14 protein-coding genes and 1 tRNA gene are annotated in these 25,683 nt (G+C 71.9%); 4 read left to right on the top strand and 11 right to left on the bottom strand.

The features are described 5' to 3' along the window. Nucleotides 1-6 precede the first annotated feature (6 nt). The 3 genes from ACGFSH_RS23500 to ACGFSH_RS23490 all read left to right on the top strand — a co-directional run bounded on the left by ACGFSH_RS23500 (nt 7) and on the right by ACGFSH_RS23490 (nt 6,948). Nucleotides 7-4,932, top strand: a complete 4,926-nt coding sequence (locus ACGFSH_RS23500; protein ID WP_393351688.1) for an ATP-dependent helicase — start codon at nt 7-9, stop codon at nt 4,930-4,932. A 294-nt stretch (nt 4,933-5,226) separates the two neighbouring features. Further along, the gene (locus tag ACGFSH_RS23495) at nt 5,227-6,069 is read left to right on the top strand and encodes an Fpg/Nei family DNA glycosylase (protein ID WP_393351685.1); all 843 of its coding nucleotides are present in this window, start codon (nt 5,227-5,229) and stop codon (nt 6,067-6,069) included. A gap of 114 nt (nt 6,070-6,183) precedes the next feature. Next, nucleotides 6,184-6,948: an SDR family NAD(P)-dependent oxidoreductase gene (locus ACGFSH_RS23490; RefSeq protein ID WP_393351683.1), complete on the top strand. Its 765-nt coding sequence runs from the start codon at nt 6,184-6,186 to the stop codon at nt 6,946-6,948. 108 nt (nt 6,949-7,056) lie between these two features. Here ACGFSH_RS23490 and ACGFSH_RS23485 read toward each other — a convergent pair whose 3' ends face one another. From ACGFSH_RS23485 to ACGFSH_RS23440, 10 genes are all read right to left on the bottom strand, one after another. Further along, the gene (locus ACGFSH_RS23485) at nt 7,057-7,320 is read right to left on the bottom strand and encodes a hypothetical protein (RefSeq protein WP_393351681.1); all 264 of its coding nucleotides are present in this window, start codon (nt 7,318-7,320) and stop codon (nt 7,057-7,059) included. A 114-nt stretch (nt 7,321-7,434) separates the two neighbouring features. Beyond that, nucleotides 7,435-7,905 carry a Dps family protein gene (locus ACGFSH_RS23480; protein ID WP_393351679.1) on the bottom strand — a complete coding sequence of 157 codons (471 nt, stop codon included), beginning with the start codon at nt 7,903-7,905 and terminating at the stop codon, nt 7,435-7,437. A gap of 330 nt (nt 7,906-8,235) precedes the next feature. After that, the gene (locus ACGFSH_RS23475) at nt 8,236-8,616 is read right to left on the bottom strand and encodes a helix-turn-helix domain-containing protein (RefSeq protein ID WP_057575292.1); all 381 of its coding nucleotides are present in this window, start codon (nt 8,614-8,616) and stop codon (nt 8,236-8,238) included. Nucleotides 8,617-8,725: 109 nt separating this feature from the next. Then, a complete protein-coding gene (locus ACGFSH_RS23470; protein ID WP_393351677.1) occupies nt 8,726-9,271 on the bottom strand; it encodes a CinA family protein in 546 nt (181 codons plus the stop codon). Then, nucleotides 9,268-10,101 carry a CDP-diacylglycerol--glycerol-3-phosphate 3-phosphatidyltransferase gene (pgsA, locus tag ACGFSH_RS23465; RefSeq protein ID WP_393351674.1) on the bottom strand — a complete coding sequence of 278 codons (834 nt, stop codon included), beginning with the start codon at nt 10,099-10,101 and terminating at the stop codon, nt 9,268-9,270. The genes ACGFSH_RS23470 and pgsA overlap by 4 nt, the downstream gene beginning before the upstream one ends. Next, complete coding sequence (gene rimO, locus ACGFSH_RS23460; protein WP_393351671.1) at nt 10,098-11,567, bottom strand: 30S ribosomal protein S12 methylthiotransferase RimO; 1,470 nt, start codon at nt 11,565-11,567, stop codon at nt 10,098-10,100. Before rimO ends, pgsA begins: the two co-directional genes overlap by 4 nt. A gap of 88 nt (nt 11,568-11,655) precedes the next feature. Beyond that, complete coding sequence (locus ACGFSH_RS23455) at nt 11,656-12,495, bottom strand: helix-turn-helix domain-containing protein (protein ID WP_393351668.1); 840 nt, start codon at nt 12,493-12,495, stop codon at nt 11,656-11,658. Nucleotides 12,496-12,751: 256 nt separating this feature from the next. Further along, nucleotides 12,752-15,499, bottom strand: coding sequence for a DNA translocase FtsK (locus tag ACGFSH_RS23450; RefSeq protein WP_393351665.1), 2,748 nt, complete (start codon nt 15,497-15,499; stop codon nt 12,752-12,754). A gap of 175 nt (nt 15,500-15,674) precedes the next feature. Continuing rightward, the gene (locus ACGFSH_RS23445) at nt 15,675-16,361 is read right to left on the bottom strand and encodes a response regulator (RefSeq protein ID WP_329414256.1); all 687 of its coding nucleotides are present in this window, start codon (nt 16,359-16,361) and stop codon (nt 15,675-15,677) included. A gap of 274 nt (nt 16,362-16,635) precedes the next feature. Next, nucleotides 16,636-22,098 (bottom strand): HAMP domain-containing protein, encoded by a 5,463-nt coding sequence (locus ACGFSH_RS23440; protein ID WP_393351663.1) that lies wholly within the window; start codon nt 22,096-22,098, stop codon nt 16,636-16,638. A gap of 375 nt (nt 22,099-22,473) precedes the next feature. On the opposite strand from ACGFSH_RS23440, the gene ACGFSH_RS23435 reads away from it, so the two are divergent. Then, on the top strand, nt 22,474-25,215 hold the full coding sequence (locus ACGFSH_RS23435; RefSeq protein WP_393351661.1) for a SpoIIE family protein phosphatase: 2,742 nt from the start codon (nt 22,474-22,476) through the stop codon (nt 25,213-25,215). Nucleotides 25,216-25,270: 55 nt separating this feature from the next. On the opposite strand, the gene ACGFSH_RS23430 is transcribed toward ACGFSH_RS23435, so the two are convergent. After that, nucleotides 25,271-25,346: transfer RNA gene (locus ACGFSH_RS23430), tRNA-Thr, on the bottom strand. Between the last annotated feature and the right edge of the window lie 337 nt (nt 25,347-25,683).

The following is a 25,683-nucleotide window of genomic DNA, read 5'->3' as shown; positions in this document are numbered from 1 at the left end:
GGACGCATGGTCAGCTCCGCACACCGAGCCCTCGACGGCTTCTCCCCCGCGACCCGCGGCTGGTTCACGGGGGCGTTCTCCGCGCCCACCGCGGCCCAGGCGGGCGCGTGGCAGGCCATCGGCGAGGGCTCGGACGTGCTGGTCGTGGCCCCGACCGGGTCAGGCAAGACCCTGGCCGCCTTCCTCGCCGCGCTGGACCAGCTCGCCTCGACGTCCCCGCCCGCCGACCCGAAGAAGCGCTGCCGGGTTCTCTACGTCTCCCCCCTCAAGGCCCTGGCGGTCGACGTCGAGCGCAACCTGCGCAGCCCGCTGACGGGCATCCGCCAGGAGTCCGTGCGTCTGGGGCTGACCGAGCCCGAGGTCAGGGTGGGCATCCGGTCCGGCGACACCCCGCCGGCCGAGCGCCGGGCGCTGTCCACCCGCCCGCCGGACATCCTGATCACGACCCCCGAGTCGCTGTTCCTGATGCTGACGTCGGCCGCCCGCGACGCGCTGACGGGCATCGAGACGGTGATCCTGGACGAGGTGCACGCCGTGGCCGGCACCAAGCGCGGCGCTCACCTCGCGCTGTCCCTGGAGCGGCTCGACGAGCTGCTTCCGAGGCCGGCCCGCCGCATCGGCCTGTCGGCCACGGTCCGCCCGGTCGACGAGGTGGCGCGCTACCTGTCCCCGCACCGCAAGGTGGAGATCGTCCAGCCGAAGTCCGGCAAGGAGTTCGACCTCTCGGTCGTGGTCCCCGTGGAGGATCTGGCCGAACTGGGCGGCTCGCCCGTCGCCGACGGCTCCGAGGGCGCCGAACGTCCGTCGATCTGGCCGCACGTCGAGGAGCGGATCACCGACCTCGTCCAGGCCCATCGCTCCACGATCGTCTTCGCCAACTCCCGTCGCCTCGCCGAGCGCCTGTGCAACCGGCTCAACGAGATCGCCTACGAACGGGCGACCGGCGAGTCCCTGGAGGAGCACCACTCCCCCGCGCAGCTCATGGGCGGTTCGGGCGCAGCCCAGGGCGCTCCGACCGTCATCGCGCGCGCCCACCACGGCTCCGTCTCCAAGGAACAGCGCGCGCTCGTCGAGGAGGACCTCAAGGCGGGCAGGCTTCCCGCCGTAGTGGCCACCTCCAGCCTCGAACTCGGCATCGACATGGGCGCGGTCGACCTCGTCGTCCAGGTGGAGTCGCCGCCTTCGGTGGCGTCCGGCCTCCAGCGGGTGGGACGGGCGGGGCACCAGGTGGGCGCGGTGTCGACCGGTGTGGTCTTCCCGAAGTACCGCGGCGACCTCGTCCAGGCGGCCGTGGTCACCGAGCGGATGCGCACGGGCTCCATCGAGTCGCTGCGGGTCCCCGCCAATCCGCTGGACGTCCTGGCGCAGCAGCTCGTCGCGATGACGTCGCTCGACACCTGGCAGGTGGACGACCTGCTGGCGACGGTCCGCCGCGCGGCGCCCTTCGCGTCGCTCCCGGAGTCGGCGTTCACGGCCGTCCTGGACATGCTGGCCGGCCGATATCCGTCCGACGCGTTCGCGGAGCTGCGCCCGCGCGTGGTGTGGGACCGGGTCGCCGGCACGGTCACCGGCCGTCCCGGCGCCCAGCGCCTGGCCGTCACCTCCGGGGGAACGATCCCCGACCGGGGCCTGTTCGGCGTGTTCCTCGCGGGCTCCGACCCCAAGAAAGGCGGAGGCCGGGTCGGCGAGCTGGACGAGGAGATGGTCTACGAGTCCCGCGTGGGCGACGTCTTCACGCTCGGCACCAGCTCTTGGCGGATCGAGGACATCACCCGCGACCGCGTCCTGGTCTCCCCCGCCCCCGGCGTCCCGGGCCGGCTGCCCTTCTGGAAGGGCGACCAGCTGGGGCGGCCGCTGGAACTGGGCCGGGCGGTGGGCGCTTTCCTGCGCGAGGTGGGCTCCCTGCCCAAGGACGACGCCCGGCTCCGGCTGCTCACCGCCGGTCTGGACGCGTGGGCGGCCGACAACGTGCTGTCCTACCTGGAGGAGCAGCGCCAGGCGTGCGGGCACGTCCCGGACGACCGCACGATCGTCGTGGAGCGCTTCCGGGACGAACTGGGTGACTGGCGGGTCGTCGTCCACTCCCCGTTCGGCGCCCAGGTCCATGCCCCGTGGGCGCTCGCCCTCGGCGCCAAGCTCTCCGAGCGGTACGGCATGGACGCCCAGGTCATGCACGCCGACGACGGCATCGTGCTGCGGCTGCCCGACGCCGACCTCATGAGCCTGGACCTCCTCGACCACGAGCCGGTGAAAGCGGGCGCCGAATACGACGCGGAGCAGGCGCCCGTCGGCGCGGCGGACGTCGTCTTCGACAAGGGCGAGGTCGACCAGATCGTCACCGACCAGGTCGGCGGTTCGGCGCTCTTCGCGGCCCGCTTCCGCGAGTGCGCGGCCCGCGCGCTGCTGCTGCCGCGCCGCAACCCGGGCCGGCGCACGCCCCTGTGGCAGCAGCGCCAGCGCGCCGCTCAACTGCTCCAGGTGGCGAGCGAGTTCGGTTCGTTCCCGATCGTTCTGGAAGCGGTCCGCGAGTGCCTCCAGGACGTCTTCGACGTGCCCGGCCTCGTCGAGCTGATGGGCGACCTCGAGTCGCGCAAGGTGCGCCTGGTCGAGGTCACCACACCGGAGCCCTCCCCCTTCGCCCGCTCCCTGCTGTTCGGCTATGTCGCCCAGTTCCTCTACGAGGGGGACTCCCCGCTCGCCGAACGGCGGGCCGCCGCCCTCTCCCTGGACTCCCGGCTGCTCGCCGAGCTGCTCGGCCAGGCCGAACTGCGCGAGCTGCTCGACGCCGACGTCCTGGCCGAGCTGGAACAGGAACTGAGGTGGCTCACCGAGGACCGCCGCGTGAAGGACGTCGAGGGCGTCGCCGACCTTCTGCGCCTCCTCGGTCCGCTCACCGACGCCGAACTCGCCGAGCGCGGCGCCGAACCGCATTGGGCGCAGGAACTGGCCGTCGCCCGCCGCGCCATCCGGGTCCGCATCGCCGGCGCCGAGCACTGGGCCGCGATCGAGGACGCGGGCCGCCTGCGCGACGCGCTGGGCACGGCCCTGCCGGTCGGCGTGCCGGAAGCGTTCACGGAACCCGTCAAGGACCCCCTGGGCGACCTCCTCGCCCGGTACGCCCGCACCCACGGCCCCTTCACCTCAACCGCGGCGGCCGCCCGCTTCGGCCTCGGCGTGGCGGTCACCGAGGGCGCCCTCCAGCGGCTCGCGGCGGGCGGGCGGGTCGTCCAGGGCGAGTTCCACCCGGCGGGCATCGGCCAGGAATGGTGCGACGCGACGGTCCTGCGCCGGCTGCGCCGCCGCTCTCTGGCGGCCCTGCGGCACGAACTGGAACCCGTGCCGCCGCCCGCGCTCGCCCAGTTCCTGCCCCAGTGGCAGCACATCGGCCGGGGGCACTCACTGCGCGGCGTCGACGGCCTGGTGCGTGCCGTTGAACAGCTTCAGGGAGCGTCGGTACCCGCCTCGGCGCTGGAGAAGCTCGTCCTGCCGTCCCGCGTTCGCGACTACACCCCGGCGATGCTCGACGAACTGACCGCGGCCGGAGAGATCGTCTGGTCCGGAGCCGGCGCCCTCCCCGGCAAGGACGGCTGGGTCTCGCTGTACGTGGCCGACGCCGCGCCCCTGCTGCTCCCACCGCCGCACCCCCTGGAGCTGACGGCGCTGCACCAGTCCGTCCTGGACGCGCTGTCCGGCGGCTACGGCCTGTTCTTCCGTCAGATCGCCGACCGGGTCCGCGCCACCACCCATCCCGAGGCCACCGATCCCCAACTCGCAGACACCGTCTGGGACCTGGCCTGGTCCGGCCGGCTCACCAACGACACGCTCGCCCCGATGCGCTCCCTGCTGGGCTCGGGCCGCACGGCCGGTTCCACCGCCCACCGCGCCAAGCGCACCGTCCCGCGCGGGCGCTACGGCTCCCTGACGGCCGCGGCCCGACCGGCCTCCCGCAGCGGCCCTCCGACGGTCGCGGGCCGTTGGTCGCTCCTCCCCGTCCTGGAGCCCGACCCCACGGTCCGCGCTCATGCGCTCGCCCGCACCCTCCTGGACCGGCACGGCGTGGTCACCCGCGGTGCCGTCGCCGCCGAGGGCGTCGAGGGCGGCTTCTCGGCGACGTACCGCATTCTGTCCGTCTTCGAGGAGAGCGGTCAGGCCCGGCGCGGTTACGTCGTCGAGGGCCTGGGCGCCGCGCAGTTCGCCATGGACGGCGCGGTGGACCGGCTGCGCGCGGTGGCCAACGCCCGGGACCGCGGCGAGCCCCTGCCCTCCGCGAGCCCCCAGGCGGGCGACCCGGACGGCTTCGTCTTCCCCGACGGCTCCCCGTCGGACGACGTCTGGGACACCGCCGACCCCGACACCCCGTTCGCGTCGCCCTTCGGCACACGACCGGCCGCCGGCTCGCGTGACGGCTACGTCTCGCACCGCGACTTCGCCTCTCCGGGCGCCGGCGGCCCTCGCGGCGGCGACTTCTCCGACGGCGGACCGTCGGAGCGTTCCCGCCGCGGCCCGGTCCAGAGCCGCGGCGGCGGCGCCAACGCCGCACGGGCCGTCGTCCTCGCCGCCGCCGACCCGGCCAACGCCTACGGCGCGGCCCTGGGCTGGCCCGAGCCGTCCAGCGGCGCCGGTCACAAGCCGGGCCGCAAGGCAGGCTCCCTGGTGGTCCTCGTGGACGGGGAGCTGACGCTCTACATGGAGCGTGGCGGCAAGTCGCTGCTGGCCTGGCCGTCCGCCCCGGACACCGAGGAAACACCCGGCGACGACCCACGCCTGCGCGCCGCGGCCGAGGCCCTGGCCGAGGCGGCACGCGCGGGCTCCCTCGGCACGGTCACCGTGGAGCGCGTCAACGGAGCCTCCGCCCTCACCTCCCCCATCGGCGGCCTCCTGGAAGGAGCCGGCTTCATCGCGACCCCCCGAGGATTGCGCCTGCGCGCCTGACAGCCCCATGCCCTGCCCCGCCCCTGCCGCGGTCCCGGCCGAGCTTCCTGGCTCCTGCCCACGTCCCCGGAGCCCAGGGACCAATACACCCGCATGCACCGCCTCGCCCTGCACCTCAGCGCCCAACCCTGCCCCCTTCGCACCTCAGCGAACCAAGCCCAGCCGAACCCCACCACGCCCATCCCCCGCGGCCGCGACGGCTCGGCCCCGACACCGCTCTTGGCGACACCGCTCCGGGCCCGGGGGCGATCCCGCCGCGCCCTGCCGTTCCCTCGCTCGTGTCACCCTTGACCCATGCCCGAAGGTGACACGATCTGGCAGGCCGCGAAGCGTCTGCACGACGCTCTCGCGGGAAAGGTGCTGACCCGCTCCGATCTGCGCGTGCCCAAATACGCGACGGCCGACCTCACCGGCCGCGCCGTTCTCGACGTCACCGCGCGCGGCAAACATCTCCTCACGCGCGTGGAGGGCGGCCTGACGCTCCACTCGCATCTGAGGATGGACGGCGCCTGGAAGATCTACGCGAGCGACCAGCGCTGGACCGGCGGCCCGGTCCACCAGATCCGGGCGATCCTCGGCGTCCACGACCGCAACGCCGTCGGCTACCGCCTCCCCGTCCTCGAACTGCTGCGCACCGCCGACGAGCAAGAGGCCGTCGGCCACCTGGGCCCCGACCTGCTGGGCCCCGACTGGGACGCCGAGCGGGCCCTGGCCAACCTCGCCGCGACCCCCGACCGCCCGCTCGGCGAGGCACTCCTCGACCAGCGCAATCTGGCCGGCATCGGCAACGTCTACAAGAGCGAGCTCTGTTTCCTCCTGGGCGTCACGCCCTGGCTTCCGGTCGGCGCGCTCCCCGCCGACCGCACGGCGAAGCTGCCCGTGCTGGCGAAGAAGCTGCTGGAGGCCAACCGCGACCGCCCGGTCCGCAACACCACGGGCCGCCGCGCCCCGGACCTGTTCGTCTACGGCCGCACACCGCGCCCCTGCCTGCGCTGCGGAACCCGGATCCGGGTCGCCGACCAGGGCGACGGCTCCCGCGAACGCCCGACCTACTGGTGCCCCACCTGCCAGACGGGCCCCGCCCCGGCGCCGGGCTCTCCACCGACGCACCGATTCCGTTCCCGCACCCTGCCGTAAGCGTCCCCTCCCGCCGGCGTCCACCCGTCCACCCGTGCACCCGTGCACCCGTGCACCCGTGCACCGATGTCACGGTAATTGACGGACCGTCAGAAACGCTCGTACCGTCGTTTCATGGCCGTGAAGGCGTACGACCTCACCGGACGCACCGCGTTCGTCACCGGCGCCGCGAGCGGGATCGGCCGCGCCTGCGCCGTGCTGCTCGCCCAGGCGGGCGCCGCCGTGCACGGAGCCGACCGCGACGCGCAGGGCCTGCACGAGACGGCGGCCCTGATCAAGGAGCACGGCGGTACCGCCCGCACCCACCACCTCGACGTCACCGACCGGGGCCAGGTCCGCGAGGCGGTGGAGTCCTGCGGACGGCTGGACGTCATGGCCGCGGTGGCGGGGATCATGCACAGCAGCCCGGTCCTGGAGACTCTGGACGAGGATCTGGACCGGGTCTGGGCCGTCAATTTCAAGGGCGTGCTCCACGCCTGCCAGGAGGCGGCCCGCCTGATGCTGGCGCGCGGCTCCGGCGGCAGCATCGTCACCATGGCCTCGGGCGCCGTGGACACCGGCGGTCCCGGCCTCCTCTGCTACGGCGTGGCCAAGGCGGCGGTGGTCCAGTTGACGAAGACGCTGGCCGCGGAGGTCGGCCCGCACGGCATCCGGGTCAACGCGGTCGCGCCGGGCTGGATCCGCACTCCGATGACCGATCGCCACGACGCGGGCGCGCAGGCGCACACCGAGGCCCTCATGGCGCGTATGTCGCCGCTCGGCCGGGTCGGCGAACCGCAGGACATCGCCCACGCGGTCCTCCACCTGGCCTCGGACGCGTCGGCGTTCACCACGGGCCAGATCCTCCGCCCGAACGGCGGCGTGGCCATGCCCTGGTGACCGTGCAGTTCCTCGCCCCCATCCGCACCACACTCACCCCGGCGCCCGGCGCCCGGCGCTCGACATCCGGCGCCCCACCCCTCTCTCCCCCGCACCTCCCCGCCCTCCTCACCCCGGCGGCCGCTCAGCCCTCCGCCACGCGGTCCTCCACCGCCCCTGCGCGACGACGCCCGCCGCCCGCGCCCTGGCCACGCAGTGCACCGGCAGCAGGCTCAGCCCCCAGCCTCCCGCGGCCACCGCGCCCTCCAGCGCGCCGGCGTCGGGCGTGACGGCGAGCCGCACCACGGCCCACCACCACACCGCGCCCAGAGCCAGGCTCAGGACCGTGCCCGGCCCGGAGACGGTCCCGCGCCTCGCTATTCGCGCCGCCATGGCCGTCACCGCCTCCAGCTGAGCCTCACGGGGGTCACACGGTGTCCGTCACGATCTCGGAAGGCCGGACGCACCCCGGCCCCCTGAACCTCGTCCGGGCGGCACTCGTCCGGGTCACGCGTTCTCCGCCTGGAACATCCAGTGGTGCTTCTCCAGATCGCCGGTGATGCCGATGAAGATGTCCTGGCTCACGGGGTCGGCGTCGCCCGTCGCGGCCACCCGTTCCCGCATTCGGGTGATGATCGCCCCGAGCGCGGCGACGAGCGTGCCGACGGCGTCGGTGTCCTTGACCCAGCCGGCCGACACCGCGGTGATCCCGCTGCCCGCGGCCACCGTCGAGGCGCGCCCGTCCGGGGAGACGCCGAGCGCGGAGGCGCGCTCGGCCACCGTGTCGGAATGGGTACGGGCGACGTCCACGACCTCGTCGAGCTGGAGGTGGACGGAGCGGAAGCGGGGCCCGACGACGTTCCAGTGGACCTGCTTGGCGACGAGCGACAGGTCGACGAGGTCGACGAGCGCCCCCTGCAACGCCTCGGACACGGTCCGCAGGTCGGTGTCGGACAGGGGACTCTTCACGACGTTCATCGGTACCTCCGGTGTCTTCGGCTCCCGCGGTGCCCCTCCACGATGACCTCGGCCACCGGCACCGGCAAACGGACCCCCGGCCCCGCCGGGCCGCTCCCGCCCGCACCCCGATGACACCGGGGCCGCACCGCCAGGCTCGCCGTCCTGCCCGGAGCGCGCCCCTCAGAGCGCGGACGAGCCCTGCCCGCGGATCCGTCCAGAGACGCGAAAAACCCCGACCGCACCTTCTCCGGTTCCCTCCGGAGAAGCCCCGGCCGGGGCCTCACACTGCCTGTGCACGTACCGTGCGAACGTACCTGTCCGGGCCTCAGCGGCCCGGGCGCACTGATCTCACGCGGCGACCACGTCCACCGCCTCGGCGGGCGCCTTGATGGTCACCCGCTCCGGTGGCACACCGGTCACCGACACGGAACCCAGCATCGGACGGACCGACGTGGGGACAGGCTGACTGGGAGTGGCCGCTGCCGACTGTGCCAGCTCGGCGAGGGCGAGCTCGTCGCTCACTTCCCGCATGAGCTCGGACATCCGTACGTCCAACGCGTCGCAGATGGCGGAGAGCAGTTCGGAGGAAGCCTCCTTCTGCCCCCGCTCCACCTCGGAGAGATAGCCGAGTGAGACTCGGGCGGACGAGGAGACTTCGCGCAGAGTACGGCCCTGGCGCTGGCGCTGCCGACGCAGCACGTCACCCAGCAGGCGACGGAGCAGAATCATCGGTGGCTCCCTCCTCGGACCGCGTAGCCGCATCCTTCACGCCCCACCGTACCGCCTCGCGCTGCGGCCGTGCGGGGAGCGATGTCGTGTTCACTCAGGGCTGCAAACATCAAAACCCCCCGTTCTGTTCCGTATCCTGTGCCCGCTCATTCCCGGCGTGTTCGCCCGCAAGCTCTCTCAGGAGCAGTGCGAGTACGCTCCGTACACTCTCTCTACGAATTTCCGCCCGGTCGCCGTTCAACCGCAGGGCCTCCACTTTTCCGCCGCCGGCGGAACCGCGGTCCGTCCCGCACGGTCCGTCCACCGCCACGAAGACCGTCCCCACGGGCTGTCCGTCCTGGGGGTCCGGGCCGGCCACGCCGGTGGTCGCGAGCGCCCAGTCGGCGCCGAGCGCCGTGCGGGCTCCGGCCGCCATCTGGGCCGCGACCTGCGCGTCCACGGCGCCGCGGGCCGCCAGCAGGCCGGCGTCGACGCCGAGCAGCCGGTGCTTGAGCTCGGTGGCGTACGCCGTGACCGAGCCCCGGAAGACCTTGGACGCGCCGGGGACCGACGTGATCTCCGCCGCGACCAGGCCACCGGTGAGCGACTCGGCCACAGCGAGCGTCTCACCTCTCACTGTCAGTAGTCGCACCACCTCGGCGGCCGGGGAGTTCACGCTCGGGTCTCCTCCGACGCGGCCTTGCGCTCCGCGATTCCCTGCCGGCGCAGCACGATGGCCTGTCTCACGTAGTCGAGCCCGGTCGCCACGGTCAGCACGACGGCCGCGCCCATGACCCAGAACCTGAGGGTGGCCAGCCACCCCGTGAGCGCGAGGACGTACATGCCGACGGCGATGCCCTGGGTCAGCGTCTTCAGCTTGCCGCCCCGGCTGGCCGGGATGACGCCGTACCGGATGACGAGAAAACGCAGCAGGGTGATGCCGAGTTCCCGGCCGAGGATGACGATCGTCACCCACCACGGCAGGTCGCCGAGCGAGGACAGGCAGATCAGCGCCGCGCCCATGATCGCCTTGTCGGCGATGGGGTCGGCGATCTTCCCGAAGTCGGTGACGAGGTTGTACGTCCGCGCCAGGTGCCCGTCGAACAGGTCGGTGATCATGGCGATGGCGAAGGCGGCCCACGCGAACGAGCGCCACGCGGGGTCGTAGCCGCCGTCGGCCAGCATCAGCGCGACGAAGCCCGGCACGAGGATCAGCCGCAGCATCGTCAGGAAGTTGGCGATGTTCCACACGCTCGCCTGGTTGACCGCGGCGGCAGCGATCTTCGCGCCGCGCGGCGGCCGTGCGGCCTCCTGCTCCCCGGCGGTTCCCGGCACGTTCCCGACGGCGGCGCCCTCGACGTCCGCGACGGCGGTCGCGCCCACGGGCTCGGCCGCGATCACCTCGGCCTGCGCGGACTGGGCGGCCTGCGCGGGCTGGGCGGCCTCGGGCTGCGTGGCCGGGGCACGGGAGGAGCCGTCGGCGGCCGACGCCGGAACACCCGTCATCTGCCCGCCTCCTCACTACACCCGAACGAGCCCGGCAGAGGCTCGGCGACCAGGTCGACGCCTTCCGTGCCGACCACCTTCGCCTCGACCATACGGCCGACGGCCAATCCCTCGCCCGGCGTGAGCAGCACCTGGCCGTCCGTCTCCGGGGCCTGATGGGCGCCGCGGCCGTGCACGCCCTCGTCGTCCACCGACTCCACGAGGACGTGGACGGTCTCGCCGACGCGCTCCTCGGCCCGCTGCGAGACGAGTTCCTCGGCGAGCCGGGAGACGCGGGCGAGGCGCTCGGCCACCACGTCGGGGTCGAGCTTGCCGTCGTAGGTCGCGGCCTCGGTGCCGTCCTCGTCGGAGTAGCCGAAGACGCCGATCGCGTCCAGCCTCGCGCCGTCGAGGAAGCGCTCCAGCTCGGCCAGGTCGGCCTCGGACTCTCCGGGGAAGCCCACGATGAAGTTGGACCGCACGCCCGCCTGGGGGGCCTTGCTCCGGATGGTGTCGAGCAGTTCGAGGAAGCGGTCGGTGTCGCCGAAGCGGCGCATGGCGCGCAGCACGCCGGGCGCGGAGTGCTGGAAGGACAGGTCGAAGTAGGGCGCGATCTTCGGCGTCGACGTGAGCACGTCGATGAGGCCGGGCCGCATCTCGGCCGGCTGGAGGTAGCTGACGCGCACCCGCTCCAGGCCGTCGACGTCGGCGAGCTCGGGCAGCAGCGACTCCAGCAGGCGGATGTCGCCGAGGTCCTTGCCGTAGGAGGTGTTGTTCTCGGAGACCAGCATGATCTCCTTCACGCCCTGCTCGGCGAGCCAGCGCGTCTCGTTCAGCACGTCGCTGGGCCGGCGGGAGATGAAGGAGCCGCGGAAGGACGGGATGGCGCAGAAGGAGCAGCGCCGGTCGCAGCCGGAGGCGAGCTTGACGGAGGCGACCGGTGCGCCGTCCAGGCGGCGGCGCAGGGGCGCGCGGGGGCCGGACTGCGGGGCGACGCCCTCGGGCAGGTCGGTGGGCGCGCCGTGCCCGGGCAGGGCCACGTCGCCCGCCGACTGGCGCTCGGCGGGGCTGATCGGCAGCAGCTTGCGCCGGTCGCGCGGGGTGTGGGAGGCGTGGATGCCGCCGTTCAGGATGGTCTGGAGGCGGTCGGAGATGTCGGCGTAGTCGTCGAAGCCGAGCACGCCGTCCGCCTCGGGCAGGGCCTCGGCGAGTTCCTTGCCGTACCGCTCGGCCATGCAGCCCACGGCGACGACGGCCTGGGTTCTGCCGTGGCTCTTGAGGTCGTTTGCCTCGAGCAGGGCGTCGACGGAGTCCTTCTTGGCGGCGTCGACGAAGCCGCAGGTGTTGACGACGGCGACGTCGGCTTTCTCGGCGTCCTCCACGAGCTGCCAGCCGTCCGCCTCCAAACGGCCTGCGAGCTCCTCCGAGTCCACCTCGTTACGGGCGCAGCCAAGGGTGACGAGTGCGACGGTACGGCGTTCAGGCATGGGCTCAAGACTACTTCGTCTCACGGACAGCCCACGTCGACGGGGTTGACGATCTTCGTCGGCCCCGTCGCGTGCGGGTACTGCGGGCTCATCCCGCCTGCGGGTCGCCCTTGGTGTACGTCAGCCGCTCCACCGCTCCGGGCCGGAAGTCGTCGTCGAGCTTCTTGCCGTTGACGAAGAGATCGATCGCGCCGGCGTCGCCGAGCACGAGGTTGATCTTCTCGCTGTCCTGGAAGGTCTTGGAGTCGCCCTTCTTGAGCAGGCCGTCGAAGAGCAGCCTGCCGTTGTGGTCCTTGGCCGCGACCCAGCTGCGGCCGTCCGCGGCGCTGACCTGGACGGTCACCTTGTCCTGCGGGGCGGCGGCGATGGCGCTGTCGGACGGCGCGGGCTTGCGGTCGACGGGCTTGTCGGTCTTCGGCGTGGGCGAGGCGGTCTTGCCCGCGGTGGGGGTGGCGCCCTCGGCGGCCTGTTCCTTCGCTCCCCCGTCGTCGCCGCCCTTGAAGGCGGTGAAGCCGACGAAGCCCACGACGGCGACGATCGCGGCGACCATGGCCGCGGTCCAGTTCGGCCCGCGGCGCTCGGGGCGGATGCGTTCCGCCTCGAAGAGGGGCGCGGCCGGGGTGGGGGCGGGGCGGCCGCCGTGGGTGGCGTCGTAGCGCTCGATGAGCGGGGCGGGGTCGAGGTGGACGGCCCTGGCCAGCGTCCGGATGTGCCCTCGCGCGTAGACGTCTCCGCCGCAGGGGGCGAAGTCGTCCGCCTCGATGGCGTGGACGATGGCGATGCGGACGCGGGTGGCGGTGCTGACGTCGTCGACCGTCAGCCCGGCCTCGATGCGCGCCTGCCGCAGGGCGCGGCCGATCGAGACGGGGGCTTCTTCGGACGGGTCTTCGAACGGACGCTCGTCTTCGGGGGAGTTGCCGATGGACACGGGGGCGCCTTTCGAGCGTGTAGCCACCTGTGCTGGAGGTTCAGTCTAGGGGGGGTGCCGAACGGAGGGGCAACCGGGCGGTACGACTTTGTACGCCATCGGTATGGCCGGTCACACCGATGACGGGCCGGTTACGGCCCCGGCGGGGAGCCGCACCTGTCCTCTCGCTCAACTGGACGTATGCCAAAGGGAAACGGTTGCCCACTGCTCTCTAACGGGTGAGTCACGGCCGGCGCCCCTTTCCCTCGACGGACGTCTACCCCTCAGACTGCCCCCGGATCACGGCGAGGACGCCGTCCAACTCGTCCGGCTTCACGAGAACGTCACGCGCCTTGGAGCCCTCGCTCGGTCCGACGATGTTGCGGGACTCCATGAGGTCCATCAGGCGGCCGGCCTTGGCGAAGCCCACGCGCAGCTTGCGCTGGAGCATGGACGTGGAGCCGAACTGGGTGGAGACGACCAGCTCGGCCGCCTGGCACAGGAGGTCCAGGTCGTCGCCGATGTCCTCGTCGATCTCCTTCTTCTGCTTGGCGCCGACGGTGACGTCGTCCCGGAAGACGGGCGCCATCTGGTCCTTGCAGTGCTGGACGACCGCCGCGACCTCGGCCTCGGTCACGAAGGCGCCCTGCATACGGGTGGGCTTGTTGGCGCCCATCGGCAGGAACAGCCCGTCGCCCTTGCCGATCAGCTTCTCGGCGCCAGGCTGGTCGAGGATGACGCGCGAGTCGGCGAGCGAGGAGGTCGCGAAGGCGAGCCGTGAGGGCACGTTCGCCTTGATCAGGCCGGTGACGACGTCGACCGAGGGGCGCTGGGTGGCGAGCACCAGGTGGATGCCCGCCGCGCGCGCGAGCTGGGTGATCCGCACGATGGAGTCCTCGACGTCCCTCGGCGCGACCATCATCAGGTCGGCGAGCTCGTCGACGATCACCAGCAGGTACGGGTACGGCTGGAGCTCGCGTTCGCTGCCCTCGGGCGGCTTGACGGTCCCTTCGCGCACGGCGCGGTTGAAGTCGTCGATGTGCCGGTAGCCGTAGGCGGCGAGGTCGTCGTAGCGCAGGTCCATCTCACGGACGACCCACTGCAGCGCCTCGGCGGCCCGTTTGGGGTTGGTGATGATCGGCGTGATGAGGTGCGGGATGCCCTCGTAGGCGGTCAGCTCCACGCGCTTGGGGTCGACGAGGATCATCCGGACGTCCTCGGGGGTGGCCCGGATCATGACCGAGGTGATCAGGCAGTTGATGCAGGACGACTTGCCGGATCCGGTGGCGCCCGCGACCAGTATGTGCGGCATCTTCGCCAGCGAGTGCATGACGTAGCCGCCCTCGACGTCCTTGCCGAAGGCCACCAGCATCGGGTCGTCGTCCTCGGCGGACTCGGCGAGCCGCAGCACGTCGCCGAGGTTGACCATCTCGCGGTCGGTGTTCGGGATCTCGATGCCCACCGCGGACTTGCCCGGGATCGGGCTGATGATCCGCACGTCCGGGCTGGCCACGGCGTACGCGATGTTCTTCGCCAGCGCGGTGATCCGCTCGACCTTCACGGCCGGCCCGAGCTCGACCTCGTAACGCGTGACCGTCGGGCCGCGGGTGAACCCGGTGACGGCGGCGTCCACCTTGAACTCGGTGAAGACGTTCGTCAGCGAGGCGACGACGGCGTCGTTGGCGGCGCTGCGCGCCTTGCCGGGGCCGCCGCGCTCCAGGAGGTCGAGCGAGGGCAGGGCGTAGGTGATGTCGCCGGACAGCTGGAGCTGCTCGGCGCGCGCGGGCAGCTCGCGCGGCGCCTCGGGAGCCGCCTTCGTCAGATCCGGGACCGCTCCCCCGGTGTTCAGCTTCTGCTGCCGGGGGCGGGCGGCCGGCGCGGGGACGGGCGTCGGCACGGGCGTCGGCACAGGGGTCGGCGTGGTCGGCTCCCCGTCCGCGGTCGTCACGCCCTGGGTGAGGTCGGCGACGATCCGCGAGGGAGGCATGCCGTGCAGGACGGCGCCGTCGAGGTCGGCCGCCGCGGCCGCGGCGATGTCCACGGCGTCCATACGGCGGTCCATGGCCGGCTGGGGCACGGCGGAGCGCCGGGGGCGGCCGCGTCGCCGGGTCAGCGCCTCCTGCTCGGCGCTGTCGGGGTCGTACGCCTCGGGGGCGCCCGTGCGCCGTCGAGGGCGGGCGGGCAGCGCCTCACGCCACTGCTCGTCGTAGCGGGCCTCGTCGTCGCCGAACTCGTCGTACGCGTCCTCCTCCGGGTCGCGCAGCAGGCCGAGGCTCACGCCGAGCCGGCGCAGCCGCTGCGGGACGGCGTTGACCGGAGTGGCCGTGACGACCAGCAGCCCGAAGACGGTGAGCAGCACCAGCATCGGTACGGCGAGGACCTCGCCCATCGTGTAGGTGAGGGGGGTCGCCGCGCTCCAGCCGATGAGGCCGCCGGCGTCCCTTATGGCCTGCATGCCGGCGCTGCGGGCGGGCGCGCCGCAGGCGATGTGGACCTGGCCGAGCACGCCGATCACGAGGGCCGACAGACCGATCACGATCCGGCCGTTGGCCTCGGGCTTCTCGGGGTGGCGGACGAAGCGCACGGCGACGACGGCGAACAGGATCGGCACGAGCAGGTCGAGCCGTCCGAACGCGCCGGTCACCAGGATCTCGACGAGGTCGCCCACGGGGCCGCGCAGATCGGCCCAGGTGCCCGCGGCGACGATCAGCGCGACGCCGAACAGCAGCAGCGCGACGCCGTCCTTGCGGTGGGCCGGGTCGAGGTTCTTGGCGCCGTTCCCTATGCCGCGGAACACGGCGCCGACGGCGTGCGCCAGCCCCAGCCACACGGCGCGCACGAGCCGGTACACGCCCCCGGTGGGGCTGGGTGCGGGCGGGGGCGCGGGTTTTCTGGCCGCGGCTTTCCTGGCGGGCGCCTTCTTCGCCGGGACCTTCCTCGCGGCGGCCTTCTTCGCCGGAGCCTTCGCCGGAGCAGCCGCCTTCCTGGCGGGCTGCTTCTTGGCTGCGGAGGGACGTGAGGCCATGGTGTGAGGTTACCGGTGGAGACCACTGGGGACACGTGTGCCCACTGCTTCACCCGTTCGTGTCGCCCGCGCCACGGGGCCGGACTGACGCGTGCGGTCCGCTGTGCGAGGGAACTGACGCGCCCTCATGCACAACTTCTGCGTCGCACGCGTCAGTTCCGGCGGGTTCTTCCGATCAGTTCGGCGAGGGCAGCGAGGCGGCCCCGCCGCCCGTGCCCGGCTCCAGGGCGTCCAGCGCGCGCCGCAGACCGGTGAGTTTGCGCTCCAGGTGGGCCGCCGTGGCCACCGCCGCCGCGTCCGCCGACTCGTCGTCCAGTTGCTTGGACAGGGCCTCGGCCTGCTCCTCGACGGCCGCGAGGCGCGCGGAGAGTTCCGCGAGCAGCCCGGCCGGCTCCTTGACGTCGCCGCCCGCGACGGCCCTGCCGCCGCCCTCCAACTGCAGCCGCAGCAGCGCCGCCTGCTCCCGCAGCTGGCAGTTCTTCATGTACAGCTCGACGAACACCGAGACCTTCGCACGCAGCACCCACGGGTCGAACGGCTTGGAGATGTAGTCCACCGCGCCGGCCGCGTATCCGCGGAAGGTGTGGTGCGGCCCGTGGTTGATCGCGGTGAGGAAGATGATCGGGATGTCCCTGGTCCGCTCCCGCCGCTTGATGTGCGCGGCCGTCTCGAAGCCGTCCATTCCCGGCATCTGGACGTCCAGCAGGATGACCGCGAAGTCGTCCGTCAGCAGTGCTTTGAGCGCCTCTTCCCCGGACGATGCCCGCACCAGCGTCTGATCGAGCGCAGAGAGGATCGCCTCCAGCGCCAGCAGATTCTCCGGCCGGTCATCGACCAGGAGGATCTTGGCCTTCTGCACCATGGCCCGCCCTCCTCGCCCCGGCAGTGCACCGGGCGCCGCCCCTGGGGACGACTCCTTTGCGCCGCCCTTCCTTGTGCCGGTCATGGTAGCCGCACCCCGACCGTCGCCACACCCTGTCACCGTGATGTCACTGTGCACATAGCAGGAACGCGGCGCAGGACCAGAAGGTTCCCCGCATCGCGCCCCGCCACACGGCGACGGCCACCCTGAGTCAGCAACTCCCGGCCCGCACCGAAGGTTCCCGTCACGCCCAGGGTTCCCGTCGACCGGCGCCTCACTCCTCCCTCATCCACTGCTGCATCACCGACAACAGGTGATCGGGGTCGACCGGCTTCGTCACGTAGTCGGAGGCCCCCGACTCGATCGCCTTCTCGCGGTCGCCCTTCATCGCCTTCGCGGTGAGCGCGATGATCGGCAGCCCCGAGAACTGCGGCATCCGCCGGATCGCCGTCGTCGTCGCGTAGCCGTCCATCTCCGGCATCATGATGTCCATCAGGACGACCGCCACGTCGTCGTGCTGCTCCAGGACCTCGATGCCCTCCCGGCCGTTCTCCGCGTACAGCACCGACAGGCCGTGCTGTTCCAGGACGCTGGTCAGCGCGAACACGTTGCGGATGTCGTCGTCGACGATGAGCACCTTCTCCCCGCCGAACTTGATGCCCGCGCGCGCGGGCGCCTCCGCCTGCTGGGCACGCGCCGGCCACTGGTCGGGCCGGCCCACCTGCTCACCGCCGCTCACCAGCCGCCGCCGGCGCCGGAAGAGCGCCGCCGGACCGTTCTGCGCGTCCCGGTACGACCGCACCTCGGCCGGCGTCTGGATCTCCGCCGGGGTCAGCTCCGACAGCTCCGCCGCCCCGTTCTCCGACGCCACCAGGTCGCCGGCCTCCAGGGCGGGCACCACCTGCTGGTAGCCCTGCGGCGGCAGCTCGCTCGGGTGCAGCGGCAGGTACAGCGTGAAGGTGGAGCCGCGTCCCGGCTCGCTCTGGGCGTGGATCTCGCCGCCGAGCAGCTGCGCGATCTCCCGCGAGATCGACAGTCCGAGGCCCGTGCCGCCGTACTTGCGGCTGGTCGTCCCGTCCGCCTGCTTGAACGCCTCGAAGATCACCCGCATCTTGCTGGCCGCGATCCCGATGCCGGTGTCGGTCACCGAGAACGCGATCAGGGGGGCGTCCGGGTCGGTCAGCGAGCCGGCCTCCAGCAACTGCTCGCGGATCGCCACCGGCACCTCCGCGCCGGCCGGCCTGATGACCAGCTCCACCGACCCGGAGTCGGTGAACTTCACCGCGTTGGACAACAGGTTGCGCAGCACCTGCAGCAGCCGCTGCTCGTCCGTGTGCAGCGTGGCCGGCAGCTCCGGCGACACCCGCACGGACAGGTCCAGGCCCTTCTCCGCGGTGAGCGGACGGAAGGTGGCCTCCACGTAGTCGACCAGCTGGACGAGCGCGATGCGCGTCGGCGAGACGTCCATCTTGCCCGCCTCCACCTTGGACAGGTCCAGGATGTCGTTGATCAACTGGAGCAGGTCGGAACCGGCCCCGTGGATCGTCTCGGCGAACTCGACCTGCTTGGGCGAGAGATTGCCCTCCGCGTTGTCCGCGAGCAGCTTGGCCAGGATCAGCAGCGAGTTGAGCGGCGTGCGCAGCTCGTGCGACATGTTGGCGAGGAACTCGCTCTTATAGCGCATCGACACCGCGAGCTGCTCGGCCCGCTCCTCCAGGACCTGCCGCGCCTCCTCGATCTCGGTGTTCTTCACCTCGATGTCGCGGTTCTGCTGGGCCAGCAGCTCGGCCTTCTCCTCCAGTTCGGCGTTGGACGCCTGAAGGGCCTTCTGCCGCTGCTCCAACTCCGCCGAGCGCTCGCGCAGTTGCTCGGTCAGCTCCTGCGACTGCTTCAGCAGCTGCTCCGTCTTGGTGTTGACGGAGATCGTGTTGACGCTCGTCGCGATCATCTCGGCGAGCTGGTTGAGGAAGTCCTTCTGGATCTGCGTGAACGGCGTGAACGACGCCAGTTCGATCACGCCGAGCACCTGGCCCTCGAACAGCACCGGCAGCACGATCACCTGCGCGGGCGGCGCCTCGCCCAGCCCCGAGGCGATCTTCAGATAGCCGCTCGGGGCGTTCGCCACGAGGATCGTGCGCTTCTCCTCGGCCGCCGTCCCCACCAGCGCCTCACCCGGCCGGAACGACGACGGCATGGACCCCATCGAGTACCCGTACGAGCCCAGCATCCGCAGCTCGTAGAGATCCGCGTCCCCGTCGGCCGGCGGCATCGCCAGGAAGAACGCGCCGTGCTGCGCGGCCACCAGCGGCGGCAGCTCGCTCATGATCAGCGAGGCCACGTCCTGGAGGTCGCGCCGGCCCTGCATCAGAGCCGACACACGCGCGAGGTTGCCCTTGAGCCAGTCCTGCTCCTTGTTCGCGATCGTGGTGTCGCGCAGGTTGGCGATCATCTTGTTGATGTAGTCCTGGAGCTCCTGGATCTCCCCGGACGCGTCCACGTCGATCTTGAGGTTCAGGTCGCCGCGGGTCACCGCGGTCGCCACGCGCGCGATGGCCCGCACCTGCCGGGTCAGGTTCCCGGCCATCTCGTTCACCGACTCCGTCAGGTCGCGCCAGGTGCCGTCGACGTCACGCACGCGTGCCTGACCGCCCAGCTGCCCCTCGGTGCCCACCTCACGGGCCACCCGGGTGACCTCCTCGGCGAACGACGACAGCTGGTCGACCATCGTGTTGATGGTCGTCTTCAGCTCGAGGATCTCCCCGCGCGCGTCGATGTCGATCTTCTTCGTCAGGTCGCCCTTGGCGATGGCAGTCGTGACCATGGCGATGTTGCGCACCTGACCGGTCAGGTTGGACGCCATCCCGTTCACCGAGTCGGTGAGGTCCTTCCAGGTGCCCGCCACCCCCGGCACATGCGCCTGGCCGCCCAGGATGCCGTCGGTGCCCACCTCACGGGCCACCTTGGTGACCTGCTCGGCGAACGAGCTCAGCGTCTTCACCATCGTGTTGAACGTGTCGGCGAGCTGCTGCACCTCGCCGCGCGCCTCGATGGTCACCTGCCGCGTCAGATCGCCGTTGGCGACGGCCGCCGCGACCTGCGAGATGTTGCGCACCTGCATGGTCAGGTTCTTGGCCATCAGGTTGACGTTGCCGCTGAGGTCCTTCCAGATGCCCGTGACGCCCGGCACGTGCGCCTGACCGCCCAGGATGCCCTCGGTGCCCACCTCACGGGCCACCCGGGTCACCTGCTCGGCGAACGACGACAGCTGGTCGACCATCGTGTTGACGGTGGTGACCAGCTCCAGGATCTCGCCCTTGGCGTCCACCGTGATCTTCTTCGACAGGTCGCCCTTGGCGACCGCCGTCGTGACCTCCGCGATCTGGCGCACCTGGATGGTCAGGTTGTTCGCCATGAAGTTCACCGACTGCGTGAGGTCCTTCCAGGTGCCGGAGACGCCCTGCACCTCGGCCTGGCCGCCGAGCTGCCCCTCCGTACCCACCTCACGGGCCACCCGGGTGACCTCCTGGGCGAACGACGACAGCTGGTCGACCATCGTGTTCAGGGTGTTCTTCAGCTCCAGGATCTCCCCGCGCGCGTCCACGGTGATCTTCTGGGACAGGTCACCGCGGGCCACCGCGGTGGCGACCTGGGCGATGTTGCGCACCTGGGCGGTCAGGTTGCCCGCCATGCCGTTCACCGAGTCCGTCAGGTCACGCCACACACCGGCCACACCGGGCACCTGCGCCTGCCCGCCCAGCCGCCCCTCCGTACCCACGTCCCGCGCCACCCGGGTCACCTGGTCGGCGAAGGCGGAGAGCTGGTCGACCATCGTGTTGATGGTGTTCTTCAGCTCCAGGATCTCCCCGCGCGCGTCCACGTCGATCTTCTGCGACAGGTCGCCCCGCGCCACCGCCGTCGTCACCTGGGCGATGTTGCGCACCTGCGAGGTCAGGTTCCCGGCCATGGAGTTCACGGAGTCCGTGAGCTCCTTCCAGGTGCCCGACACGCCGTCCACCCGGGCCTGACCGCCCAGCCGGCCCTCGGTGCCCACGTCCCGCGCCATCCGCGTCACCTGGTCGGCGAACGACGACAGCTGGTCCACCATCGTGTTCACGGTGTTCTTCAGCTGCGCCATCTCGCCGGACACGTCCACGGTGACCTTCTGCGACAGGTCGCCGTTGGCCACCGCCGTGGTCACCTGCGCGATGTTCCTCACCTGTCCGGTGAGATTCCTGAACGCCGTGTTGACGGAGTCCGTCAGGTCCTTCCACGTGCCGGCCGCGCCCGACACCTGCGCCTGACCGCCCAGCTCGCCCTCGACGCCGATCTCCCGCGCCACCCGGGTCACCTCGGCGCCGAACGCCGACAGCTGGTCCACCATCCCGTTGACGGTGTTCTTCAGCTCCAGCATCTCGCCGGCCACGTCCACCGTGACCTTCTGCGACAGATCGCCGCTGGCCACCGCCGTCGTCACCGCCGCGATGTCCCGCACCTGCGTGGTCAGGTTCCGGAACACGGTGTTGACCGAGTCCGTCAGGTCCTTCCAGGTGCCCGCCGCGCCCGGCACGTTCGCCTGACCGCCCAGCTGCCCGGCGGCCCCGACCTCGTTGGCGACACGCGTGACCTCGTCCGCGAAGGTCCGCAGCGTCTCCGTCATCTGGTTGATCGTGTCCGCGAGCTGCGCGACCTCGCCGCGCGCCGACACCGTCACCTTCTGCGACAGATCGCCGTTGGCGACCGCCGTCGTCACCTCCGCGATCCCGCGCACCTGGGCCGTCAGGTTCCCGGCCATGGTGTTCACCGAATCGGTGAGCTCCTTCCACACCCCGTCCACACCGGACACCTGCGCCTGCCCGCCGAGAATGCCCTCGGTGCCCACCTCGCGGGCCACCCGGGTCACCTCCGACGAGAACGCGGAGAGCTGGTCCACCATCGTGTTGACGGTGTTCTTCAGCTCCAGCATCTCGCCCTCGACGTGAACCGTCACCTTCCGTGACAGATCACCCTTGGCCACCGCCGTCGTCACCAGCGCGATGTCCCGCACCTGCGCCGTCAGCCGGTAGGCCATCGTGTTGACGGATTCCGTGAGGTCCTTCCACGAACCCGACATACCACGCACCTGGGCCTGCCCGCCCAGTTTGCCCTCGGTGCCCACCTCGCTGGCCACGCGCGTGACCTCGTCGGTGAACGTCGACAGCTGGTCGACCAGGTTGTTCACCGTCCGCCCGACCTTCAGGAACTCCCCGCGCAGCGGATGCCCCGTCCCCTCCGGGGACTGCGTCCGCAGCTCCATCCGCGACGACAGATCACCCTCGGCGACCGCCGACAGCACCCGGCCGACCTCGGAGACCGGGCGTACGAGGTCGTCGACCAGCGCGTTCGAGTTGTCGATCGCAGTCGCCCAGGACCCCTCGCAGGCCCCCGTCTCCAGCCGCTCGGTGAGCTTCCCCTCACGCCCCACCATGCGCCGCACCCGCGACAGCTCACCCGTCAGATGCAGATTGCGGTCCGCGACCTCGTTGAACACGGCGGCGATCTCCGACATCACGCCGTCGCCGGAGACCGTGAGCCGCTTGCGGAAGTTCCCGTCCCGCATGGACACCAGAGCCGTCAGCAAACGGTCCAGAGCTGCCGTGTCCACGACAGTGGTGCCTCCGCGTGGGGTGCGTGGCCTGCTCAGAGACTGTCCGCCTTTCGCGCGCGTCTCAGTGCCCCGCGTCGCTGCGCCAGACTCCACGTTGTCCCTCCCGCAGGGGTCGACCGTCACCACTGTGCCCGGGCCGCTCGCCGCCGTTCCCGGGTACCACCCGGTACCCGCGCCCGGCGGAACCGGGCGAGCCCGGAGGGCTGCTGCCCGCCGAACCGGGACGACACTCACTCCGCCCGGACCTTCACCACAAGCCTGCCCAGTGTTTCACCCTTGCCGAACCAGGCCATAACAGTTCGGCAGCTTCGCACACGGTCCGCACACCCTCGGGCGGAAACACCGGTGACCGGCATCCGCACGGCCCCGGAAGGTAAGTAACCTTGCATGCGGCTGTCCAGCCACACCGGTCCGACGGTCTGGGCGGTGGCACCGGCACCAGCGGGCATCGGAGGGGCGGCCGCACACATGACCACCGGACTGATCCCGGGGGGACATCCCCCGGACCCCCGGCCCCCGGCCGCGCGCACGCCCCACCAGCGCCGCGACCCGGTCGGCCGGGGAGCCCTGTCCGCAGACAACCGGCCGAGGAGTTCTGTGATCACCGCGCGCGCGGCCGCCAGTTTCGAGCCCGTCGGGCGATCGGTGGCGACCGCCCGGTCCTTCGTCCGCGACACCCTCCAGGGCTGGGGCTTCGCCGACATCATCGACGACGCCGTCGTCCTCACCAGTGAACTGGTGACCAACGCGGTCGTCCACGCCGGCACCCACGCCGACGTCCTGTGCCTGCGCAGCGACGACGGCGTCCGCATCGAGGTGGCCGACCGGTATCCCGAGCGCGAGATCCCCCTCCAGGGCTCCCTCGCCACCATGGGCAGCCCCGACCGCGAAGGCGGCCGCGGACTCCAGCTGTGCGCCGCCATCGCCGCCCGCTGGGGCGTCGAGTACACCCCCACCCACAAGCAGGTCTGGTTCCGGCTCGACCTCCCCGACCGCCCGGTGGGCACCCGCGCGGCCGGCCCCTCCCTCCCGGCCGACCTCCTGCCGCTCGCCGACAGCCGCGTGCGCGTCGCCGTCGTGCAGATCGACCGCACGGGCGCCATCTCCGCCTGGAACGAGGACGCCGAGGAACTCTTCGGCTACGCCGCCGACCAGGTCACCGGCAAGCCCCTCACCGACCTCGCCGCCTGGCCGCACACCCCCGGCACCAGCACCGGCATCGTGGAGGCCCTCCAACTCTCGCGCTGGGAGGGCAGTTACGGCATCCGCGCCGCCAACGGCCGCGTCACACCGGTCTACGCCTCCCATCTGCGCGTCCGCGACACCGACGGCGAGCCCTCCACCGTCTGCCTGCTCGTCCGCGACCACGAACGCGCGGTCCTTCAGACGCCGTTGCGCGTCCCGGCCTCCGACACGAGCACCGGCTCCGACGGCCAGAGCACGGATCCCTTCGAGGTCTTCATCGGCTCCCCCGCCCCGGACGACCTCGACGGCCTCCTCCAGCGCACGGTCGAGCGGGCCCGCGACATGCTCGACGCCGACTCCGCCTTCCTCCTCCTGGCAACTGACGACGAGACCGAGCTGGAGGTCCGCGCCTCCACCGGCCTGCCCTCGGCCCGCCAGCGCTTCGCACGGGTCCCCGTCGAGGCGGGCCCCGGCCGCTACGGCTCGGCCCGCATGCCGGCCGTCCATGAGGACCTCCTGGCCGTCCCCGGCGCCGTCCCCCTGCTCAGCGGCACCGGCATGCGCTCCGTCGTCACCGTCCCCCTGAAGGTCGAGGGCCGCCTGACGGGCTCCCTGGGCGTGGCGGCGGAAGCCGCGGGCCGCTACTCCAACGAGGAGGCCCTGCGCCTTCAGTTCGCGGCCGACCGCATCGCTCTGGCCGTGGAGTCCGCCCGCCTGGGCGAACTGGAACGCCTGCGCCGGGGCTCCCTGAGCTTCCTCGTCGAAGCCTCCGACCTCCTCGCGGGCACCTTGGACCGCGACCAGACCCTGGCCCTGATGGCCCAGATGACGGTGCCGACGCTGGCCACCTGGTGCGCGGTCTACACGATCGCCGACCAGGCGTCCGAGCCCTATCTGTCGTACGTCCTGCACGAGGACGAGGAACTCATCGACGGCATCAAGTCGTTGCTGTCGAAGGTCCCGCCCCCGGACCCGGTCCCCACCCCCGGCGCGCGCGTCTGGGCGGCCCCCGCCGAGGCCGCGCACGACGCGGCCCTGCGCAGCTCCATGCGCAGCCTGGGCCTGACCGGCGGCCCCACCCACCAGGTGGCCTCCGGCATCGGCCCGACGCTCGCGACGGCCTCCGCGGTCGGCGGCGAGACCGTCGTCCTCCCCCTGGTCGCCCGCAACCGCGTGATCGGCATGCTGACCCTCGGCAAGCCCACCGACGAGCACTTCCGCCAGGAGATCCTCGAACTGGCCGAGGACCTGAGCCGCAGGGCGGCCCTCGCCCTGGACAACGCCCGCCTGTACTCCGAGCGCACGGCCATCAGCCAGGCCCTCCAGCGCAGCCTCCTGCCCCCGGAACTCCCTTCCATCGACGGCGTCGAGGTCGAGGTCATCTACCGCGCGGCCGGCGAGGGCAACGAGGTCGGCGGCGATTTCTACGACGTCTTCCCGATCAGCGACGGCGCGTACGGCTTCGCCATCGGCGACGTGTGCGGCACGGGCCCCAACGCCGCGGCGGTGACGGGCCTGGCACGGCACGCGCTCAGGCTCCTGGCCCGGGAGGGCCTCAGTGGCCCGGCGGTCCTGGAGCGCCTGAACTCGGCCATCCTCGACGAGGGGGCGCGCAGCCGCTTCCTCACCCTCCTCTACGGCGAGATGCGCCCGCAGGCGGACGGCAGCGCGGAGTTGAAGGTGGTCTGCGCCGGCCACCCGCTGCCCTTGCGCCTCCGCCAGGACGGCACGGTCGAGCCGGCCGCCGAACCCCAGCCGCTCCTGGGCGTCATGGAGGACCTGGAGCTGTACGAGGAGTCGGTGACCCTCGACCCGGGCGACGTCCTGCTCTGCGTCACGGACGGCGTCACCGAACGCCGCGAGGGCACCCGCATGCTGGGCGACGACGGCCTCGCCGACGTCCTCACCACGTGCACGGGCCTCACGGCAGGCGCGGTCGCGGCGCGCATCATGCGCGCCGTGGAGCGCTTCGCGTCCGACGCCCCTTCCGACGACATGGCCATCCTGGCGATGCGCGTGGCGTGAGAATCAGCCCGGACATGAGAAAAGCCCCCGCCCGAAAGGGCGGAGGCTTTTTTCGTGGAGCCCCCTAACGGAATCGAACCGTTGACCTTCTCCTTACCATGGAGACGCTCTGCCGACTGAGCTAAGGGGGCTGGTCACTTTTCGAGGTTTCCCTCGCGGCAACGGAATAGAGCATACCCCGAACAAGCCGATGTTCTCAAACCCGTTCGGGCTGCGGTCCGAACCCGTTCCGGCGGGGCCAGCGGCAGTCCGTCGCTCACCTCGCAGGCCGCCGCGATGCACCGCCCGTCCTGCTTCGCCGCGCGGCAGCCGGCCGGCGGCGGGACCGTCTCGACGCCGGCCCGCAGGCCGGCAAACGACAGTGCCCGGAAAAGCAGAAAACCCCCGCACCAACGGTGCGGGGGTTTCCCATAAAATTTGTTCGGCGGTGTCCTACTCTCCCACAGGGTCCCCCCTGCAGTACCATCG

The organism is Streptomyces sp. NPDC048481 (assembly GCF_043200075.1).
GTDB lineage: Bacteria > Actinomycetota > Actinomycetes > Streptomycetales > Streptomycetaceae > Streptomyces.
The sequence above is the reverse complement of the archived record's forward strand: the minus strand, read 5'-3'. Positions and strand labels throughout refer to the sequence as shown.

Coding starts and splice junctions, on each gene's coding strand:
- ACGFSH_RS23500 (WP_393351688.1), top strand. CDS start 7: ATGGTCAGCTCCGCACACCGAGCCCTCGACGGCTTCTCCCCCGCGACC.
- ACGFSH_RS23495 (WP_393351685.1), top strand. CDS start 5,227: ATGCCCGAAGGTGACACGATCTGGCAGGCCGCGAAGCGTCTGCACGAC.
- ACGFSH_RS23490 (WP_393351683.1), top strand. CDS start 6,184: ATGGCCGTGAAGGCGTACGACCTCACCGGACGCACCGCGTTCGTCACC.
- ACGFSH_RS23485 (WP_393351681.1), bottom strand. CDS start 7,320: ATGGCGGCGCGAATAGCGAGGCGCGGGACCGTCTCCGGGCCGGGCACG.
- ACGFSH_RS23480 (WP_393351679.1), bottom strand. CDS start 7,905: ATGAACGTCGTGAAGAGTCCCCTGTCCGACACCGACCTGCGGACCGTG.
- ACGFSH_RS23475 (WP_057575292.1), bottom strand. CDS start 8,616: ATGATTCTGCTCCGTCGCCTGCTGGGTGACGTGCTGCGTCGGCAGCGC.
- pgsA (WP_393351674.1), bottom strand. CDS start 10,101: ATGACGGGTGTTCCGGCGTCGGCCGCCGACGGCTCCTCCCGTGCCCCG.
- rimO (WP_393351671.1), bottom strand. CDS start 11,567: ATGCCTGAACGCCGTACCGTCGCACTCGTCACCCTTGGCTGCGCCCGT.
- ACGFSH_RS23450 (WP_393351665.1), bottom strand. CDS start 15,499: ATGGCCTCACGTCCCTCCGCAGCCAAGAAGCAGCCCGCCAGGAAGGCG.
- ACGFSH_RS23445 (WP_329414256.1), bottom strand. CDS start 16,361: ATGGTGCAGAAGGCCAAGATCCTCCTGGTCGATGACCGGCCGGAGAAT.
- ACGFSH_RS23435 (WP_393351661.1), top strand. CDS start 22,474: ATGACCACCGGACTGATCCCGGGGGGACATCCCCCGGACCCCCGGCCC.